An 18455-nucleotide genomic window follows, 5' to 3' on the forward strand; every position below is an offset into this window, starting at 1 on the left:
GACGCTGGACGCTGGACGCTGGACGCTGGACGCTGGACGCTGGACGCTGGACGCTGGACGCTGGACGCTGGACGCTGGACGCTGGACGCTGGACGCTGGACGCTGGACGCTGGACGCTGGACGCTGGACGCTGGACGCTGGAAAAGCATGATTTGGCGCCTGCGCACGTCAAGCCTTTAGCGCACTTTTTTATTTCAACGCCAATCTCTATTCATCGTCACCCCGGCCTCCGAGCCGGGGCCCAGCTGCTCCCATGTTTAAACCCCGCTAGATTCCGGATCGCAAAAAGACGCGTCCGGGCTGGAATCCTCCAGAGGCACCGCGTCAGACGCCAGACTCACTCCGCTCTTCAAAGCCCCTGCCCCCCTGAACCGTTCCAAAGCCAAAACGCTAAGATCAGTGGCCAGCCCGACACCGCTCAGTTGCTGCGCGCCTCTAGCCAGCAATAGGCGTAGGCCGGCAACCGCAGGTAACCCTCGTCACCAACAACGTCGGCGCCGGTAAACAGATCTCGCCAGTGTTGTCCCTCTTCCAGGTTAAGCTCCGCCATTGGAATGCGCTGCACTTCACCGGTGACGTTATAGAGCGCCAGCACAATTTGTGGCGCCCGCTCATCCCGGCTGCGCGTTTCACGCCGAATGCCAAACACGCTATCACCGAGGTGCAATGGATACTGGGAGGCATTGGGGTGAAAGGCGGGCTGCTTAGACCGGAGGGCGATTAGCTGCTTTAACTCGGCGAAAATTCGCCGGTGGTGAGTGTCTGAATTCAGCTTTTCTTCCAGCGAATCCAGCTGCCACTGATGGCGATTGATGGAACGGTTGTGACTGGTATGCAGCACTTTATTCTCATCGTTTTCCGTTGCCAGCAGGCTGTGAATATAAAATGCTGGCAGCCCCTGGATTGCCAGCATCAGCGCATGAGCGCACAGAAAGCGCGCCTCCTGAAAGCCGTCCTCGCCCCCGCTCATACTGCGGCGCATAGCATCAAACAGACTGATATTGATTTCGTAGGGGCGGTTTTCACCACTGCCCAGTGCCCGCCAGGAAATGCGGCCACCGCTCTGCTGCATCAGCGCAACCAGCGCGGCAAGCTCTTCGTCACTGAGCAAACCCTCCGCCGGGCGCAAACCAATGCCATCGTGGGAGGCAATAAAATTAAAATACGTGGTGCCATCCTGAGCCGCCGGCATGCCCATCATCCAAGACTTGAGCGCCCGGCAACTGCCACTAACCAGTGTATTAAGCAGCAGCGGCGGCAACGAGAAGTTATAAACCAGATGGGCTTCGTTCGCGTTGCCGAAGTAGGCGAGGTTTTCTCTTAGCGGAATGTTGGTCTCAGTAATAAGAATGGCGTCGGGCGCGGCATGCTCGATCACTGTGCGCAACAGCCGCACCGCCTCATGGGTTTCATCCAAATTCAGGCAGGTCGTGCCGGGCACCTTCCACAAAAAGGCCACTGCATCCAGGCGAAAGATCTTCACCCCCTGATCAAGGTAATGACGCACGATGCGGATAAATTCCAGCAGCACCTGGGGGTTCTGAAAATTAACGTCCACCTGATCGTGACTGAACGTGCACCAGACATGACGTTTACCGTCCAGGGTCTGCACTTCGGCCAACAGTGGACTGGTGCGGGGGCGCACAACCGCAGAATAATCCAGCGAGGGGTCGGCCTCCACAAAGTAATCAATGCCGGGCGATTTTCGCTGTTTAAAGTTTTCAAACCACTGGCTACGGCTGGAGCAATGATTGATCACCAAATCCGCCATCAAATCAAAATCCCGGGCAATGGCACTGATATCCTGCCACTCACCCAGCGACGGATTCACCTCCACGTAGTTGATCACCGAAAAGCCGTCATCGGAGCTGTAAGGGTAAAAGGGCAGAATGTGTACGCCGCTGATCAAGCCCTTCAACTCCTTGCGCAAAAAATCGTGCAAAGTGTGTAGCGGCCACTCCCCTTCACGCAGGATCGAGTCGCCATAACTGATGACCATGACGCTGCTTTCATCCCACAGATTACGATGGGATTCGGGCCGAAAGCAGCGCTGATCAAGGTACATCAGGGCGATGATCTCTTCGGCCAACTGGGCCTGATCCCACTCGGGATACATCACCTGCAAATGGGTCAGCAGTCGCTGGCGCAGATGAGCTTGGGGGGTACTATCCATCAGCAATCCTCAGCTTGGGGCTTTAGGAAAACGCTTTCTGGTCCGCCTCCACGGCCTCCAGCAAGTCTTTGAGCAGCGTCGGCTCCGCACTGAACACCCTGCTCCAGCTGGGAATAAAAGGCGTTTCCATCGGGTTCTCCAAAAAGGTCGTGCCCGCCTTCACAATATTCTGGGCAAACAACTCCACGGCCTGTTCTTCTCGATGCAAATCCAATTCCAGGCCGTTCACAATGGCGTCGTTGCGATAGCTCTCCACAAAGTCCAGAGCCACCCGAAAGTAGGTGGCCTTGATGGAACGGAAGGTTTCACTGGTAAACACCACGCCGTTAGTTGCCAATTTACGAAATATCGCCTTGGCGATATCGATAGACATTTTTGACAAGCCACCGCTGTCATCATCCGCCGACAGCGATTGATGCTTGTGATCGTAGGCATCGGCAATATCCACCTGACAGATTCGGTTAGTGGAATAATTGCGATACATCTCCGACAGCACCCCGATTTCCAAACCCCAGTCACTGGGGATACGCAAATCGGTGAGCACGTCCTTGCGCATGGAGAATTCACCCGAAAGCGGGTAGCGGTAGCTGTCCAAATACTCCAGGTATTCCAGGTCGCCAAACACTTTCTTTAGCGAGCGAATCAGCGGGGTCACCAGCAAGCGGCTAACCCGGCCGTTGATCTTGCCGTCGGCCACGCGGGCATAGTAGCCCTTACAAAATTCGTAACTGAAAGCCGGGTGGGCAACGGGGTAAAACAGGTTAGCCAACAGGCGCCGGTCATAGGTGAGAATATCGCAATCGTGGAGGGCCACTGCCTCAGCCCGGTTTGAACTGAGCACATAGCCCAGACAATACCAGACGTTGCGGCCCTTGCCGGGCTCCATCGGTGCCAGCCCGCGGCTTTGCAGGCGCTCATCCAGGGCGCGCAGGCGCGGACCATCATTCCACAACACCCGGTGCCGCTGGGGCAGACGTTTGAAAAAGTCCAGGGCATAGCGGTACTGGGCCTCATCGGCCTGATCGAGGCCAATAATGATTTCGTCGAGGTAGTTCACCTTGGCAATTTCGTCGATGATGGCGGCCAGCGCCGGCCCCTCCAGCTCGGAGAACAGCGACGGCAACACCAGGGCCATGGGCCGACGCGTGGCAAAACGCTCCAGGTCTGCCTCCAAAGCCTCAATGGGCCTGTCGACCAGGTTGTGCAGTGTGGTGATCACACCGTTCTGATAAAAATCACCCATATCGAATCCTTTATTCGTCTTATCCTTTTGATCAAGCGCGGCGCAGCGTGTCGATCAAGCCCCAAGCAAGGCCTTAATCTGGGTGTTCCAAGCCACCGGGCCAATCTCGTCGGTGTAAATCAGCTGCCCCTTCGGGGCGGGTATATCAGGTGCAGTATGGTGTCTAGATTTGATTACTACACCAATATCTGCAGCCGCCAGCATGGCCACATCGTTTCCGCTGTCGCCAAGGGCGATGACCCGGGGCGCCTGCTCCGGAAACATCGCCCGTGCCAACCAGGTCATTGCCCGGCCTTTGTCGGTATCACCCATCACATGGATAAAGCGACCACCGCGCAGCGCGCGCAAGCCCGCCTTGTTAAGAATAGTCAGAAACTGTTGCAAACGTTCGTCGCTGTCTTGCCAACTGATCGGCTCGGAAAAATCTCGCTGTAACGCCAGCTCCGCCTGGGCGACGCTCAGCCCGGCAATGTCTGCCAGGGCGGGCGCGTCCAAGTCGAAGAACCCATAAAAGGTAAAGCGATATTTCTCCCGCCATTGCTCTAACAGGTTAACAATGACGTGACGAGGCGTCGTAAAGCGGCGGCAAGGCAGGCCGTGGAGCTCTTCCGTGGCACCGGGAAAATCGCCCAGCACCGCCGCACCATTTTCAACAATAAAGGGGTAGTCGTTTCCAAGCGCTTTGCCCAGTGACTGCAGCTCCGCGCAGGTTTTGCTGGTATTCATTATCCACGGCACCCCTCGCGTGTTGAGCAAGGCGAGTGCCTCGCCAGCGGCGGCGAATGAATAATTGTCGTGATCAAGCAAGGTGCCGTCTAAATCCGTGAAAACCATATCCGGGCGAATCTCAGTCATCTTGCAAACCTCTCCGATACTGCACTGACAGGACCTCCCGGTCCGACCCCAGACGCATCACACAATCGGCACGGTCAGGCAGCTCTGCCAGACAATGTTCGGTGAGACGCTGATAAAACTGTATAAAGCGAAGCACCTGAGCCGGTGTCATCACCCCTGCCCCTTCGGCGCCTCTGCGGGCAATCATCTTCTCTTCCTGTTGGGTTCGCCAGCCCGCCACACAGTCAAAGTCCGGTGCAGCCAACATCAATAGATAATCCAGCTCGGCGAACAATTGCTGATAGGGCCCCGATAACTGCGCATTCACCGCCTCGCGCCAGACTCCCTCAGCATCCTCCTCTGCCTCAAGCTGATTTATCGGCACAGACAAGGCAGAAGCACCCTGTGGCGTGGCGCCAACACACCACCCCTCCAGCACAATGAGATCAATCGGCCCGGTCACGACCGGCCAGCTACCAGGAGGCGCTCGGTCATCGAGGGCTTTATCAAAGCGCGGCAGCGCAACATCACTACCGCCAACCGCTTTTAAATTGGCAATAACTGACAAGGCTAAGGGAATATCGTGGGTGCCGGGCACGCCACGCGTGGCAAACAAGGGATGTACTGACCCGGCAAGGTCTTGCCGCTGGTCGCGGGTGAGATAGCAGTCATCAAGGGACAGTTGGGCAACCCGCAAACCGCAGTGCCCCTCGAGGTACCATTTGATCAGCGCGGCCAACGTGGATTTGCCGCAGCCCTGGGCGCCGTGAACACCCAGCACCTTGAGCCGTCCACCCTCGACCGCGCCACGCACGTCATCGAGGAAGGGCAGCCAAACGGTTTCCGCCTGACTCGCATAGCCTGGTGGCAACACTTCCTGTGCCAGAAAATCAGCGAGATCGACAGGGCGGGCAGGCAATGACAAACGCAGAATCCCCTCTTAATCAGTCGTTCCAATACCATCGAGTACGACGCGGTAAAGAGTAATAAGCAGGTTTCTTGCCAGAAAGGGGGTCAGTACCCGACCCCGGAGGTAATGCAGAGGGCGAGGCGACCAGCGCCTCGTCATCTTAGTGGACGTGACCGTGGGAAATTTCTTCCTCAGTGGCCTCGCGAACACCTTCAATGCTCACGTCAAAGTGCAGCACTTGACCCGCCAGAGGGTGGTTGGCATCCACGGTGACCAGCTCGTCGCTGACCTCTTTCACCACCACCATTTGCACTTGACCACCCGCGCCCTGGGCCTGGAACTGCATACCCACTTCAATCTGATCTACACCTTGAAAGGCTGCACGGGGAACCGCTTGCACCAATTCGGGGTTCAACTCGCCGTAACCGTCAGCGGGCTGCACCGTGACTTTCATCGCATCACCGGCGACTTTCCCTTCCAGCTCGCGCTCCAACCCTGGGATGATACCGCTGTGGCCGTGGAGGTAGGCCAGAGGCTCCTTGCCCTTGGACGAATCCAGTTCGTTGCCTTCGTCGTCGGTCAGTGTGTAGTGAAATGCCACAACACAGTTGTTTGCAATGTTCATGGGGGCCTCCCGTTAAAATGAACGCAACAGAATGCCAGCTTTGGCTGGCGAGGTCACCCCTGCGCGGGGAATTTACCGATATAGATGAGCTCACACCTGGATGGCACTTAACTTTAGACAAATGTCGCCCAGATTGTCATTCCCGCCAAGGCGCACTGCTGTCCAGAATAAATTGAACCACGGCTTGCAAGGACGTTACATCGTGGGCAGAAACAACATCTGCCGGGGGGCGAGACTGGATTTACCAAAGCCTCAAATATCGTCGTACCCGCGAACGCGGGTATCCAGTGTATTGCTAACGTGGCTGAGTCTATGGATGCCCGCGTTCGCGAGCATGACGATCTAAAAATGATTCCGGGCAGGAGTAGGCCTACGCGGAGGTAACAGGCTTAAGTATGTGCCATTCGGCTCACACCTGGCCTTGGGCGATGATTTCCTGACCCAAATCGACAATGCGGCGGCGCAGCCAGATATGCCCGGGGTCGTGCTGGAGCAGCGGGCTCCAAGCCAGTTTTAGCTCAATGGGAATAATCATAAATGGGGGCTTGCGAATCACCAGATGGGTGTCGTCCTCGTAGAGGCGCGCCATCTGGCTGGGCAGGGTAGCAATCAGATCGCGATGGCGGGCGAGCAGCGCGGCCACTTGATAGTGGCGGGTAAACACCCGAATCTGGCGCTCGTGACCAAATTCGGCAAGAGCTTCGTCCACCCAGCCCAGACGCTGGCTGTCCCGCTGGCTCATCCCGCGGCCGACCCCCATTCCCGTTTTGCTCACCCAGATATGGGGCGCAGCCAGGAAGGCGTCCATATCAAAGTGGCGAGCAGCGGGGTTATCGGCGCTCATCAGGCAGGAAAAATTATCTCGCCACACTGTGGCCTGATGAAAGGACTGGGGCAGCCGGTCAAAGCGGTTTAAGGCCATGTCGATCTTGCCCTGTTCCAGATCCTGAAAGGTCACATCACTGGGGGTCAGAATATCCAGCGTAATGTTGGGCGCTTCGTCTCGAAGCTTGAACAGCAACTGGGTTAACAAGGTCGACTCGGCATAATCGCTGGCCATAATGCGAAAAACCCGCGCGCTCTCCGATACCTCAAAGGCCGATACCGGCAACACCGCCTGCTCTACCGAGGCGAGAATATTGCGCACCTGGGGCTGCAGTTCCAGCGCCCGCTCTGTCGGGGTCATGCCCTCGCTGGTGCGCACCAGCAGCGGATCGTCGAACAGGTCTCGCAGGCGACGAAGGCCATTACTCAGCGCAGGCTGGGTAATGCCCAACTGTTCCGAGGCCCGGGTGACGTTCTTTTCCCGCAGCAACACGTCCAGGTAAACCAGCAAATTTAGATCGATCCGGGATAGATTCATGACGCAAATATTCTGACCAGGCGCAATAAGATTGGCTGATTATGGGCAAGTCTTGTCGCTACTTCCATAGCCCACGCCTCAGCAAGACCACGGCCAGCACGCGGCAGACAAAAAAAGGCCCGGAACCAGCCCGGGCCAAACTCACTGACAGGAAATCGAAATTGGCTATTTAAAACAACTTAGGCCTGCCGCGCCTTGAACTCACGACGGCGGGCATGCAGCACCGGCTCGGTATACCCGTTGGGCTGCTCACAGCCCTTGATCACCAGATCAATGGCTGCCTGGAAGGCCACATTGTCATCAAAGTTGGGCGCCATGTTCTGATACAGCGGGTCACCGGCATTCTGACGGTCCACCACCGCAGCCATGCGTTTGAGGGTTTCCATCACCTGCTCTTCTGAGCAGATGCCGTGGCGAAGCCAGTTGGCAATGTGCTGGCTGGAAATACGCAGGGTCGCCCGGTCTTCCATCAGGCCCACATCGTTAATGTCCGGCACTTTGGAACAGCCAACACCCTGGTCGATCCAGCGCACCACATAACCGAGGATGCCCTGAGCGTTGTTATCCAGCTCGTTTTGAATCTCGTCGGCAGACCAGTTGGTTTCAGCAGCGACGGGGATGGTCAGAATATCGTCCAGTGCGGCGCGCTGACGCTGGCCGATCTGCTCTTGCAGGCTCAGCACGTTTACATCGTGGTAGTGCATCACATGCAAGGTGGCCGCGGTCGGTGACGGTACCCAGGCGCAGTTGGCGCCGGCTTTGGGGTGGCCAATTTTGGCTTCCATCATCGCCGCCATTTCATCGGGCATGGCCCACATGCCTTTGCCGATCTGAGCGCGGCCGCTCAGGCCACAGGCCAGGCCAATGTCCACGTTCCAATCTTCATAGGCTTTGATCCAGGCCTGCTGTTTCATGTCGGCCTTGCGCACAAAAGCACCGGCCTCCATGGAGGTATGAATCTCATCACCGGTCCGGTCAAGGAAGCCGGTATTAATGAAGATCACCCGCTCGCTAGCTGCTGCAATACAGGCCTTGAGGTTAACCGTGGTGCGGCGCTCTTCGTCCATAATGCCGATTTTGAGGGTATTGCGGGCCAGCCCCAGGGCGTCTTCCACCCGGCCAAACAGCTTGGCGGCAAAGGCGACCTCTTCCGGGCCGTGCATTTTCGGCTTAACGATATAAACGCTGCCGGTGCGGGAGTTGCGCAGGCTGCCGGTTTGCTTCAGGTCATGGATGGAAGCCAACACCGTAACCATGGCATCCATGATGCCTTCGGGAATCTCGTTGCCCTCGGCATCCAGAATCGCCGGGTTGGTCATCAGGTGGCCAACATTGCGCACCAGCAACAGGCTGCGGCCGTGGAGCACTTTCTCGCCGCCATCGGGCGCAGTGAAGGTCCGGTCTGCCACCATTTTACGGGTGATGGTCTTGCCACCTTTTTGCAGCTCTTCCTGCAGGTCGCCCTTCATCAGGCCCAGCCAGTTGCGATAGACCAGCGCCTTGTCTTCGGCATCGACGGCGGCGACGGAGTCTTCGCAATCCTGAATGGTGGTCAGAGCCGACTCCAGCGCCACATCTTTAACACCGGCTGCATCGCTTTGGCCGGTGGGGTGGCTGGCATCAATCTGAATATCAATGTGCAAACCGTTGTTGACCAACAGCACATTGGTGGGCGCGGCGGCGTCGCCACAGTAACCCGCGAACTGGGCCGGGTCTTTCAGGCCAGACTGGGCATCGCCCAGCTTGGCGACTACCGCACCGCCTTCAACAGCGTAGGCCGTTACATCGGCGTGGCTGCCACTGGCCAGTGGCGCGTGCTTGTCCAGAAAGGCCTTGGCATAGGCAATCACCTTGGCGCCGCGCACCGGATTGTAGGCGCCCGCTTTCTCAGCACCGCCTTCTTCAGAAATCACATCGGTGCCATACAGCGCGTCATACAGGCTACCCCAGCGGGCATTGGCCGCGTTCAAGGCGTAACGGGCGTTCATTACCGGCACCACCAGCTGGGGGCCAGCCAGACGGGCAATCTCGTCGTCTACATTTTCGGTGGTGATGCTGAAATCGCCAGGCTCGGGCAACAGGTAGCCAATATCTTGCAAGAAGGCCTTGTAAGCCGCCGCGTCAAAGCGCGTATTGTCGCGGTGCCAGGCATCAATCTGGGCTTGAATCTGGTCCCGTTTCGCCAGCAGGGCTTTGTTCTCCGGGGCCAGTTCAGCCAGGATGTCGGCCAACGCCGCCCAAAATGCATCCGCTTCTATACCGGTACCGGGAATGATGTCCTCATTGACCAGGCGATAGAGCACATCGGCAATTTGCAAACCACTGTGTTGAACGCGTTGGGTGGACATAAACACTCCTTGAGATGTGAGAAGCCGCCGCGAGGCATCACTGCCATCATAGACGACACAGATTTTGGTGCAGCGGAAACGATTTTACAGAAGCGACCATGCTAAAGAGGCAGCAATAATTCTACAAATTTATCCAGATTATTATTGTTATTCATACTGCGAATAAAAAATGGCCTTTTCAGCCCCTAAAATTCTCTTTGCTGACAGCGAGTTAACAATCCCATTCAGCCGAGCCGCCTCATCGAAAACATTCCCCAATAAAATAACGAGAATAAAATCTATAAATTAGAAAAATTTGTAGCGCACCCGTAGAATCGACCCCGTTAATCCACCCACCTCGCAACATTACAGGGACCTACTATGTCATCTCTCGACGCAGACATCCAAGCCGTTGCCTCACTCAAAGAGCAGGCAGGCAGCAGCTGGGACGCTATCAACCCCGAATACGTTGCTCGCATGCGCGCGCAAAACAAATTCAAGACTGGCCTGGACATCGCCAAGTACACCGCCAACATCATGCGCGCTGACATGGCCGCCTTCGATAAAGACAAAACCAAGTACACCCAATCTCTGGGTTGCTGGCACGGCTTTATCGGCCAACAGAAGCTGATCTCCATCAAGAAGCACTTCGGTGGCAGCACTGAGCGCCGCTACCTCTACCTGTCTGGCTGGATGGTTGCCGCGCTGCGCTCTGACTTCGGCCCCCTGCCCGACCAGTCCATGCACGAAAAAACCGCCGTTGCTGACCTGGTGCGTGAGCTGTACACCTTCCTGCGTCAAGCCGATGCCCGTGAACTGGGCGGTCTGTTCCGCGCCCTGGACAAGGCTCGCGAAGCGGGTGATGCCGCTGAAGAAGCGAAAATCCAAGACCAGATCGACAACCACCAGACTCACGTTGTGCCCATCGTAGCCGACATCGACGCCGGTTTCGGTAACGCTGAAGCCACTTACCTGATGGCCAAGCAAATGATCGAAGCGGGCGCCTGCTGTCTGCAGATCGAAAACCAGGTTGCTGACGAGAAGCAGTGTGGTCACCAGGACGGTAAAGTGACCGTTCCCCACGCTGATTTCCACGCCAAACTGCGCGCCCTGCGCTACGCCTTCCTGGAACTGGGTGTGGACAACGGCCTGATCGTTGCCCGTACCGACTCTGAAGGTGCTGGCCTGACCAAAGAAATCGCGGTGGTTAAAGAGCCCGGCGACCAGGGTGACGTGTACAACTCCTTCCTGGACGTTGAAGAAATCGACGTGGCCGATATGAACGAAGGCGACGTGGTGATCAACCGTGGCGGCAAGCTGGTTCGTCCCAAGCGTCTGCCTTCTGGTCTGTACCAGTTCCGCGAAGGCACTGGCCACGAGCGTTGCGTATTTGACTGTATCGAAGCCCTGAATGCCGGTGCTGACCTGCTGTGGATCGAGACTGCGGTACCGACTGTTCACGAAATCAAAGGCATGATGGACGACATTCGCAAGGTTCACCCCGATGCGAAGCTGGTTTACAACAACTCGCCTTCCTTCAACTGGACCCTGAACTTCCGTCAGCAAGCCTACGATGCGTGGGTTGAAGCCGGCAAAGACGTGTCTGCCTACGACCGCGACAACCTGATGTCTGCCGAGTACGACGACTCCGAACTGGCCGCCGAAGCGGATGCCCGCATCAAGACTTTCCAGGCGGACACTTCTCGCGAAGCAAACGTATTCCACCACCTGATCACTCTGCCGACTTACCACACTGCGGCCCTGTCTACCGACAACCTGGCCAAAGAGTACTTCGGTGAGCAAGGCATGCTGGGTTACGTGGCCGGCGTACAGCGCAAAGAAATCCGTCAGGGTATTGCCTGTGTTAAGCACCAGAACATGTCAGGTTCTGACATCGGTGACGACCACAAAGAGTACTACGCTGGCGAGAACGCTCTGAAAGCCGGTGGCGCCAAAAACACCTCTAACCAGTTCAGCTGATTAGAGCGTGTTTAACGCCCCAGTCGTGACCATGTCACTACGGGGCGTTGCCCAGTCAGCAACACACTGCCACTGGGCAAAAGATTAAAAGAAGGCGGCTCCAAATATGGAAGCCGCCTTTTTTACGCGCGCCATTTGTGCGCTAGACTTTGCTGCTATTGCAAACTGACTTAACGAAATGAGCTCTCATGGCCGACACCCCCACTTTTCTTAACGATGCCGACACGCGACTTACCGATCAGGGTTTTGTCACCAACAATATCTGGTATCACGGCACCTCCTCGGCGTTACTGGCGTCGATAATGCAGCAGGGGCTGAAGCGCTCAGGCGACGAGGCACTCAACGCTGCAGCCAAAAAAACCATGGCGACCATTGGTAACGATTACACCGAGTCTATAGAGCCCGTGTTTCTGACCCCAAGCAAAGCACTTGCCTTTTATTGGGCCCAACAAACCGTACGCAAGCGCGGTGTACGCATTGAAGGCGACGAGCAACCCATCGTATTAGAAGTGGCCTTGCCCGAGGCGCTCAACACACAGGTAAAACCCGATGTCGGCGCAGCCAGCCTGCTGATCATTGATGAGGGCGAACATTATCTGGCCCATCTGGCCGGCATGTATGAGGCCAATGGTCTGGCCGCCCCGGAGATCAACCTGATGAAGGCCGACCGCCAGGAATACCTTCAGAAGTTGGGCATGGCTTATTTTGATGCCGACATCGCCCCGGAGTATGTCAGACTGATTGAGGGCTGACACCCGCCCAGGCCGGCCAACCGTACAGCCATGCTGGCCAATTTTTTGCTCAATCCATCGACCAACCCCACGCCAAGGAGCCACCATGCCTATTTCCACACCCGATCTCTGCGACGAACACGGCGACGCCGTTCAGGTTATCGAGCTGCAATTTACGCACTACGGCGCCATCCACCAATTTGGCGGCAAGGTCGAAACCATCAAATGTTTTGAAGACAACTCCCTAGTTGCCGAACAGGTCAAACAGCCGGGTGAGGGCCGCGTACTGGTGGTTGATGGCGGCGGCTCACCCCGGCGCTCCCTGCTGGGCGACAACCTCGCCTCCGCGGCAGTCAAAAACGGCTGGGCCGGTATCGTGATTTTTGGCTACCTGCGCGATGTAGAAGAGATTGCCCCCATGAACCTGGGCGTACTGGCACTGGGCAGCGTGCCCCGCAAAACCGACAAACGCAATGAAGGGCAGCTTGGCGTAACCGTGAAATTTGGTGGCATCGACATTAGCGCCGGCAACTACCTCTACGCCGACGAAACCGGTGTCATCGTTGCCAGCAAGGCACTGATTTAAGGTCTGTACAGGCAACGGCGGTGCGCAAGACTGCCGATTGCCTTTTCACCGCCCCTGACAAACAATAACTGCCTTCAACATCCGCGTGGACACTTCCGGCCGCGCGGGCCATAACAAGGACCGCCACCGTGACCGCCGTTACCCGCCGCCTGGCTATGGCCATACTCAATGGCTTTGATGCCTTCTTCGCCGAGTACAAGAACATCACTCTCGGCGCCCAGGCCCGCTTTGAGGCCGCCGATTGGCACGCCTGCCAGAAAGCCATGCGCGACCGGCTGGACCTGTGGAAACAGAAGCGCGCCATCGTGGCTGACGCGGCCTACACCATTACCGGTGGCAGCGTGGAAGACCGGGAAAACTGGACCATTGCCAAGGAAGAGTACGCGGAGCTGATCCAGAACCACGACAACTACGAGATCGCCCAGTCCTTTTTCAACTCCATCTACTGCCACGTATTTCATCACGAAAAAATTCGCGATCAGCATACCTTTGCCATGACGCCGTCGGGCCACAGCGGCCCCATGTCGAGCCAGTCCATTCTCAACATCTACCGCTTTGATGGTGATAACGCCGCCGACATCTTGCGCAAACTGTTGCTCAGCTGTGAATTCAATATTCCCTGGGAAAACCTCGAGCGCGATATCGGCTTTATCGTCGACGTGGTCAATCGGGATCTGATACCCCGCATCCCCAAGAACAGCGGCGAGATCTGGGTAGAAACCCTGGAGTCCTTGTTCTTTCGCAATAAGGCCGCCTACCTCGTTGGCAGGGTGGTCAGCGGCAAGTTCAGCCTTCCCTTTGTTCTGCCGATTCTCCACACCGAGGAAACCCAAGCAATTTACGTCGACACCCTGCTCTACGACCCCGACGACATTTCCATTCTGTTCAGCTTTAGCCGCAGCTACTTTATGGTCGACGCGTCAATTCCCTCCGAGTACGTGGCCTTCCTACGCAGGCTGATGCCACACAAAGAAGTATTCGAGCTTTATAACGCTCTTGGCATGCCGAAACATGGTAAGACCGAGTTCTTCCGCTTTGCCGTTGAAGACACACTGAAAAGCAGCGACCCCTACATTATCGCCCCCGGCATCAAGGGGATGGTCATGCTGGTATTTACCCGACCGGAGTTTGATTACGTTTATAAAGTGATCAAGGATCGCTTCACGCCGCCCAAGGAAATGACCCGGGATCACGTCAAGAAGTGCTACAGCCTGGTAAAACGCTGGGACCGTGGTGGGCGTATGGCCGATACCCAGGAGTTCAATAACCTGGCCTTTGATCGGCGCCGTTTCTCCGATGAGTTGATGGAAGAGCTTTACAAAGAAGTGCCGTCGCTAATCGAGGAAAACGGCAATGTGCTGGTGCTCAAGCATGTCTACATTGAGCGCAAGATGGTGCCACTGAACCTCTACCTCAAGGACTGCAGTGAAGACCAGCTGTACAGCGTCATGGATGAGTATGGCAAAGCCATCAAACAGCTGGCTGCCGGTAATCTTTTCCCGGGTGACATGCTGCTGAAAAACTTCGGGGTCACCCGACATGGCCGGGTGGTATTTTACGATTACGACGAAATCTGCCCCCTCACCGACTGCAACTTCCGCCGTCTGCCCGAACCGCAAACCGAGGAGCAGGCCATGGCAACCCATCCCTGGTATGAAGTGAAACCCGAGGATGTTTTCCCCGAGGAGTTCCGCCTGTTTTTTTCGGGTAATCAGGCCGCCAAAAAAGTATTCGACCAGCTTCACAGCGACCTGTACGACCCAGATTACTGGCGGGAATTGCAGCAAAAAATCCGTGCCGGCTATGTGGCCGACGTATTCCCCTATCGCAAACGCCAGCGCTTTCAACAGCGGGGCCTGCTCTAAACAGGCCTGCGCCTGGTGGCGCCAACGCGGATGGCGGCTTGAACTGGCGGCCACCAAACAGCAGAATCAATGACTGTGACACAAATACAATAATGCCTGGCCGCTGGCCCAATTAAAACTCGCCGCCGGCCCAATCTAAAAAGGCCACCGTATGAATCAAAAAGTCATTGTCATCGGCGGCGGACCCGCCGGCCTGATGTGCGCGCTCGGCCTTGCCCAGGCCGGTGTCGACGTCACCGTACTGGAAAAAACCGAATCCATTTCCTACACCCCCCGAGCCATTGCCTACGCCTGGCCCATTTTTAGCGGCCTGGAATACTTCGGCGTACTTGATGACATGCTCGCCGCGGGCAACCTCGTTGATCGGCGTGGCTGGCGAATATTTTCCACTGGCGAAACGGTGGTTCACGACCATAGCAGTGTTGCCGAGCTGACCTCCCGCCCCTTTAGCTTGACCCTCGGCCAGGATCTCATTGGCGAAATTCTGTTTAAGCATCTGCAGCGTTTTGCCAACGCCAAGATTCAATGGGGCCGGGAGTTCATCGGCCTCAATCAGTCGCCAGAGGGAGTAAGCGTGGCGGTCAACGGCCCCGATGGCAGCGAAACCTATCAGGCCGACTGGGTGGTCGGCTGCGATGGCGGCCGCAGCGCGGTGCGCAAATCCCTCGACCTGCCCTTTCAAGGGTTTACTTGGCCCCAGCGCTTTGTTGCCACCGACATTCACTATGACTTTGCTGCCCATGGCTGGGAGTCGGGGTATTTAATCGATCCGGTCTATGGCGCCGTGGTTTACCACCTCGGTCGAGATGATTTGTGGCGCGTCACCTACGCCGAGGATCGCACGCTCCCGGAAGAGACCGCCGCCGAGCGGATTCCCGACTTTATTCGCACCATCTTGCCCGGTGACAAATCCTTTGAGCTGGTGCTGCACTCCGCCTACAACATGCACCAGCGCACGGCACCCACCTACCGCCAAAACCGCGTGCTGTTGCTGGGCGATGCTGCCCACATCACCAACCCCACCAGTGGCTTTGGCCTGATGGGCGCCCTGTACGACGCCTTTACGCTGATCGAGCCCTTGGCTGCCGTGACCCGGGGCGAGGTCAGTGACGACATTCTTGACCGCTACTCCCAGGCACGACGGCAGGTTTACCTGGAGCTGATTTCGCCCGTGTCAGCAGAGAGTAAACGGCTGGTATTCGACTGCCACGATCCAGAACGACTGCGCTGGGATTTTCAGCTTCTGCAAGAACGGCAGCAAAATCCGGCGGCCATGCGCCGCTTTATGTCGGTCCCCGCCGGGCTCGAAACCCCATGCTTGCTCACCGGCAAAACCCTGGCAGAAAAGCTTCGGGATAAAGGCACCGCCTGATAAATCGTCGCTGCGCTTTCAGAAGGCCAAAAAAAACCGACCGCGATGCGGTCGGTTTTTTACTAACGGCACCTGGAAATTTAGAAATCCAGACGGGCGCTGACCCCAATCAGATCTCGATCCAGATCGCCGACAAAACTGCGGCTGATGTTGGCAGCAATGGAAAACTGGGGAATCAAATACACCCGCAAACCTGCGCCGATTTCGGCACCCGAATCGTCTTCACTACCCACTTCCTGTTGGGCCACACCGATCATCAAATTACCCTCAATGTTGTTGGTCAACCAGGTGCGGCTGGTTGCCGAGCCCGTGAGGGTATCCACATCAACACCGTCCAATGCAGGGTTGCGACTGTCGGTTTCACCGAAGCTGTAGTCCAAGGCAAACAGCACATCAGTGGTGGGAGAAATCTTCACCGGGTGCCCCACACCAATGCTATAGGTGTCCAACTCCAGATTGCGGCCGTAATCCAGATTGCCGATTGAGCCGCGCAGCAGGAACTGCTGCTGGGGATCCAGCGCCACCGAACCACCGAGGTAGGTGTAATCGGCATCCTTGTCGCCGTCGTCTTCCACATCGGCGATTCCCCCCTCTACATAAGTGTAATTGAAGGGTTTAGCCATCGCGGCACCACTGAGAACAGCTGTGCTCAGACCGAGCGCCCAAACGAGTTTTGACGATGTTTTCATAGGAAACCTCTCCATAGCGAATGTTGTGTTTCTGGGGGCTTCGACGCCCGACGCTGATGGAGAGTTCTGGATAGGAATCGGGATTGTGAATTTTGAACACTTAACGGGAGGGTTTAGTTTTTATTGTTGGGATTTCGGCACGCTCTCAGTAAAGGTAAAAGACCCAACAGACAACACCCCGAGCGCGAAGGGCTCGCCCATCAAACCTCCAATAAAAAAGTCACCGGTCCATCGTTCAGCAACGAAATCTGCATATCGGCGCCAAATACCCCCGCCGCCACGTTGGTGTGTTTCTCGCGGGCAAACGCCACCCCATAATCAAACAGAGGCTCAGCCTGAGCCGGCGGCGCCGCAGTCGAAAACCCCGGTCGCAGTCCCTTGCGCGTATCAGCCGCCAGGGTGAACTGGGAGACTAATAACAAGCCGCCAGCAATGTCAGTGAGAGAGCAATTCATCTTGCCGTCCTCGTCGGCAAACACCCGGTACGCCAGTATCCGGGTAATCAACTTCTCCATGGCGGTCTGGTCGTCGCCTTTCTCTACCCCCAGAAATACCAACAAACCCTGATCGATTTGGCCGACGACATTCTGGTCCACTTCCACACGGGCATACCGCACCCGTTGCAACAACGCTTTCACATTAACTCCTTTGAGGTTGACGGGGTTCTGGGTATTCCTGCGCGGCCATTCAAATGACGTCCTCTAACATATCGGCGATTTCATCAGTGGCTTTTACCAGGGCGTCAGCCACACTGGGCTCGAAAGCTGAGTGCCCTGCGTCTCTGACAATATGCAACTCCGATGCGGGCCAGCGGTGGTGGAGCTCAATTGCATTCTCCAGCGGGCAAATCATGTCGTAGCGTCCATGAACAATTATCCCGGGAATATGGCCAATCGCATCCATTCCTTCTAGCAGCTGGTTTTCACCGAGAAAAGCTTGATGCATGAAATAGTGGGTTTCGATATGGGACATGGAGACGGCAGCGTGAGGGTCGGTCATCACCTGTTCAATATCGAGGTTGGGGCGCAGTGTGCTGCAGCGCGCCTCCCATTGGCTCCAGGCTTTGGCCGCGGCCATGCGCGCCACTTCGTTATCGCCATGCAGGGTGCGGTGATAGGCCGCTGTCCAGCTCTCACCCTCCCGGCGGACCACCCCTTCGGCAAAATCCTGCCAGTAATCGGGGAAGATGCGGCTGGCGCCCCCCTCAGTGTAAAACCAGTCCAGCTCGTGGGGCCGGCACAGAAAAATGCCGCGTAAGATCATCGCCGCCACCCGCTCCGGATGGGCCTGGGCATAGGCCAGTGCCAGGGTGGAGCCCCAGGACCCGCCAAACACGACCCAGCGCTCAATACCCAGGTGTTTTCGAATGGTCTCCATGTCGTCGACCAGGGCCTGGGTTGTGTTGTTTTCCAGGCAGGCGTGGGGTTCGGAGTGGCCGCTGCCCCGTTGATCAAACAGCACAATGCGGTAGCGCTGGGGGTCAAAGAAGCTTCGTGCTTTGGGGTTCAGGCCCGCGCCGGGACCGCCGTGAAGAAACACCACGGGAATGCCATCGGGGCTTCCTGCCTGTTCCAGGTACAGCGCATGGGGCGCCTGCACCGCCAGACGCTCGGTTTGGTAGGGCTTGATGTCGGGGTAGAGAGCTTGCACGTCACCATCTCCTTGCTCACTCGGCCTTTACACATGCTGGGCCATAAAAAAGGCACTACCGGAAACCGGCAGTGCCTTTGAGTGTAGCGCAGGGCAGAAACAGCGTC

15 protein-coding genes are annotated in these 18455 nt (G+C 56.8%); 5 read left to right on the top strand and 10 right to left on the bottom strand.

Going from position 1 to position 18455, the window contains the following annotated elements; translation table 11 throughout:
- Positions 1 to 418 precede the first annotated feature (418 nt).
- The 7 genes from NCG89_RS07885 to NCG89_RS07915 form a co-directional block, all read right to left on the bottom strand.
- On the bottom strand, positions 419 to 2173 hold the full coding sequence (locus NCG89_RS07885; protein ID WP_251089202.1) for a sugar phosphorylase: 1755 nt from the start codon (positions 2171 to 2173) through the stop codon (positions 419 to 421).
- A 22-nt stretch (positions 2174 to 2195) separates the two neighbouring features.
- Positions 2196 to 3416, bottom strand: a complete 1221-nt coding sequence (locus NCG89_RS07890) for a glycosyltransferase family protein (RefSeq protein WP_251089203.1) — start codon at positions 3414 to 3416, stop codon at positions 2196 to 2198.
- 54 nt (positions 3417 to 3470) lie between these two features.
- Positions 3471 to 4271, bottom strand: coding sequence for an HAD-IIB family hydrolase (locus NCG89_RS07895; RefSeq protein WP_251089204.1), 801 nt, complete (start codon positions 4269 to 4271; stop codon positions 3471 to 3473).
- On the bottom strand, positions 4264 to 5175 hold the full coding sequence (locus NCG89_RS07900) for a hypothetical protein (RefSeq protein WP_251089205.1): 912 nt from the start codon (positions 5173 to 5175) through the stop codon (positions 4264 to 4266). Before NCG89_RS07900 ends, NCG89_RS07895 begins: the two co-directional genes overlap by 8 nt.
- 145 nt (positions 5176 to 5320) lie before the next feature.
- Positions 5321 to 5785, bottom strand: coding sequence for an FKBP-type peptidyl-prolyl cis-trans isomerase (locus tag NCG89_RS07905; RefSeq protein WP_251089206.1), 465 nt, complete (start codon positions 5783 to 5785; stop codon positions 5321 to 5323).
- A 409-nt stretch (positions 5786 to 6194) separates the two neighbouring features.
- Entirely contained in the window at positions 6195 to 7148 is a 954-nt protein-coding gene (locus tag NCG89_RS07910; RefSeq protein WP_251089207.1) for a LysR family transcriptional regulator, read from the bottom strand.
- A gap of 179 nt (positions 7149 to 7327) precedes the next feature.
- Positions 7328 to 9496 (bottom strand): malate synthase G, encoded by a 2169-nt coding sequence (locus NCG89_RS07915; protein WP_251089208.1) that lies wholly within the window; start codon positions 9494 to 9496, stop codon positions 7328 to 7330.
- A gap of 360 nt (positions 9497 to 9856) precedes the next feature.
- On the opposite strand from NCG89_RS07915, the gene NCG89_RS07920 reads away from it, so the two are divergent.
- The 5 genes from NCG89_RS07920 to NCG89_RS07940 all read left to right on the top strand — a co-directional run bounded on the left by NCG89_RS07920 (position 9857) and on the right by NCG89_RS07940 (position 16009).
- Positions 9857 to 11455 (top strand): isocitrate lyase, encoded by a 1599-nt coding sequence (locus NCG89_RS07920; protein WP_251089209.1) that lies wholly within the window; start codon positions 9857 to 9859, stop codon positions 11453 to 11455.
- Positions 11456 to 11643: 188 nt separating this feature from the next.
- Positions 11644 to 12207 carry a hypothetical protein gene (locus NCG89_RS07925; protein ID WP_251089210.1) on the top strand — a complete coding sequence of 188 codons (564 nt, stop codon included), beginning with the start codon at positions 11644 to 11646 and terminating at the stop codon, positions 12205 to 12207.
- An 85-nt stretch (positions 12208 to 12292) separates the two neighbouring features.
- Positions 12293 to 12772, top strand: a complete 480-nt coding sequence (gene rraA / locus NCG89_RS07930; protein WP_251089211.1) for a ribonuclease E activity regulator RraA — start codon at positions 12293 to 12295, stop codon at positions 12770 to 12772.
- Between the two features lie 128 nt (positions 12773 to 12900).
- The gene (gene aceK / locus NCG89_RS07935) at positions 12901 to 14637 is read left to right on the top strand and encodes a bifunctional isocitrate dehydrogenase kinase/phosphatase (protein ID WP_349631931.1); all 1737 of its coding nucleotides are present in this window, start codon (positions 12901 to 12903) and stop codon (positions 14635 to 14637) included.
- Between the two features lie 151 nt (positions 14638 to 14788).
- Positions 14789 to 16009, top strand: coding sequence for an FAD-dependent oxidoreductase (locus NCG89_RS07940; protein ID WP_251089212.1), 1221 nt, complete (start codon positions 14789 to 14791; stop codon positions 16007 to 16009).
- A gap of 80 nt (positions 16010 to 16089) precedes the next feature.
- On the opposite strand, the gene NCG89_RS07945 is transcribed toward NCG89_RS07940, so the two are convergent.
- From NCG89_RS07945 to pip, 3 genes are all read right to left on the bottom strand, one after another.
- The gene (locus NCG89_RS07945) at positions 16090 to 16698 is read right to left on the bottom strand and encodes an outer membrane beta-barrel protein (protein WP_251089213.1); all 609 of its coding nucleotides are present in this window, start codon (positions 16696 to 16698) and stop codon (positions 16090 to 16092) included.
- A 200-nt stretch (positions 16699 to 16898) separates the two neighbouring features.
- Positions 16899 to 17336, bottom strand: coding sequence for a D-aminoacyl-tRNA deacylase (dtd, locus tag NCG89_RS07950; RefSeq protein WP_251089214.1), 438 nt, complete (start codon positions 17334 to 17336; stop codon positions 16899 to 16901).
- Between the two features lie 49 nt (positions 17337 to 17385).
- The gene (gene pip, locus NCG89_RS07955) at positions 17386 to 18348 is read right to left on the bottom strand and encodes a prolyl aminopeptidase (protein ID WP_251089215.1); all 963 of its coding nucleotides are present in this window, start codon (positions 18346 to 18348) and stop codon (positions 17386 to 17388) included.
- Positions 18349 to 18455 lie beyond the last annotated feature (107 nt).

Source organism: Spongiibacter taiwanensis (genome assembly GCF_023702635.1).
Lineage (GTDB): Bacteria > Pseudomonadota > Gammaproteobacteria > Pseudomonadales > Spongiibacteraceae > Spongiibacter > Spongiibacter taiwanensis.

Bases quoted from the DNA above. Each gene is read 5' to 3' on its own strand.
- NCG89_RS07885 (WP_251089202.1), bottom strand. From the start codon at position 2,173: ATGGATAGTACCCCCCAAGCTCATCTGCGCCAGCGACTGCTGACCCAT.
- NCG89_RS07890 (WP_251089203.1), bottom strand. From the start codon at position 3,416: ATGGGTGATTTTTATCAGAACGGTGTGATCACCACACTGCACAACCTG.
- NCG89_RS07895 (WP_251089204.1), bottom strand. From the start codon at position 4,271: ATGACTGAGATTCGCCCGGATATGGTTTTCACGGATTTAGACGGCACC.
- NCG89_RS07905 (WP_251089206.1), bottom strand. From the start codon at position 5,785: ATGAACATTGCAAACAACTGTGTTGTGGCATTTCACTACACACTGACC.
- NCG89_RS07910 (WP_251089207.1), bottom strand. From the start codon at position 7,148: ATGAATCTATCCCGGATCGATCTAAATTTGCTGGTTTACCTGGACGTG.
- NCG89_RS07915 (WP_251089208.1), bottom strand. From the start codon at position 9,496: ATGTCCACCCAACGCGTTCAACACAGTGGTTTGCAAATTGCCGATGTG.
- NCG89_RS07920 (WP_251089209.1), top strand. From the start codon at position 9,857: ATGTCATCTCTCGACGCAGACATCCAAGCCGTTGCCTCACTCAAAGAG.
- NCG89_RS07925 (WP_251089210.1), top strand. From the start codon at position 11,644: ATGGCCGACACCCCCACTTTTCTTAACGATGCCGACACGCGACTTACC.
- rraA (WP_251089211.1), top strand. From the start codon at position 12,293: ATGCCTATTTCCACACCCGATCTCTGCGACGAACACGGCGACGCCGTT.
- NCG89_RS07940 (WP_251089212.1), top strand. From the start codon at position 14,789: ATGAATCAAAAAGTCATTGTCATCGGCGGCGGACCCGCCGGCCTGATG.
- NCG89_RS07945 (WP_251089213.1), bottom strand. From the start codon at position 16,698: ATGAAAACATCGTCAAAACTCGTTTGGGCGCTCGGTCTGAGCACAGCT.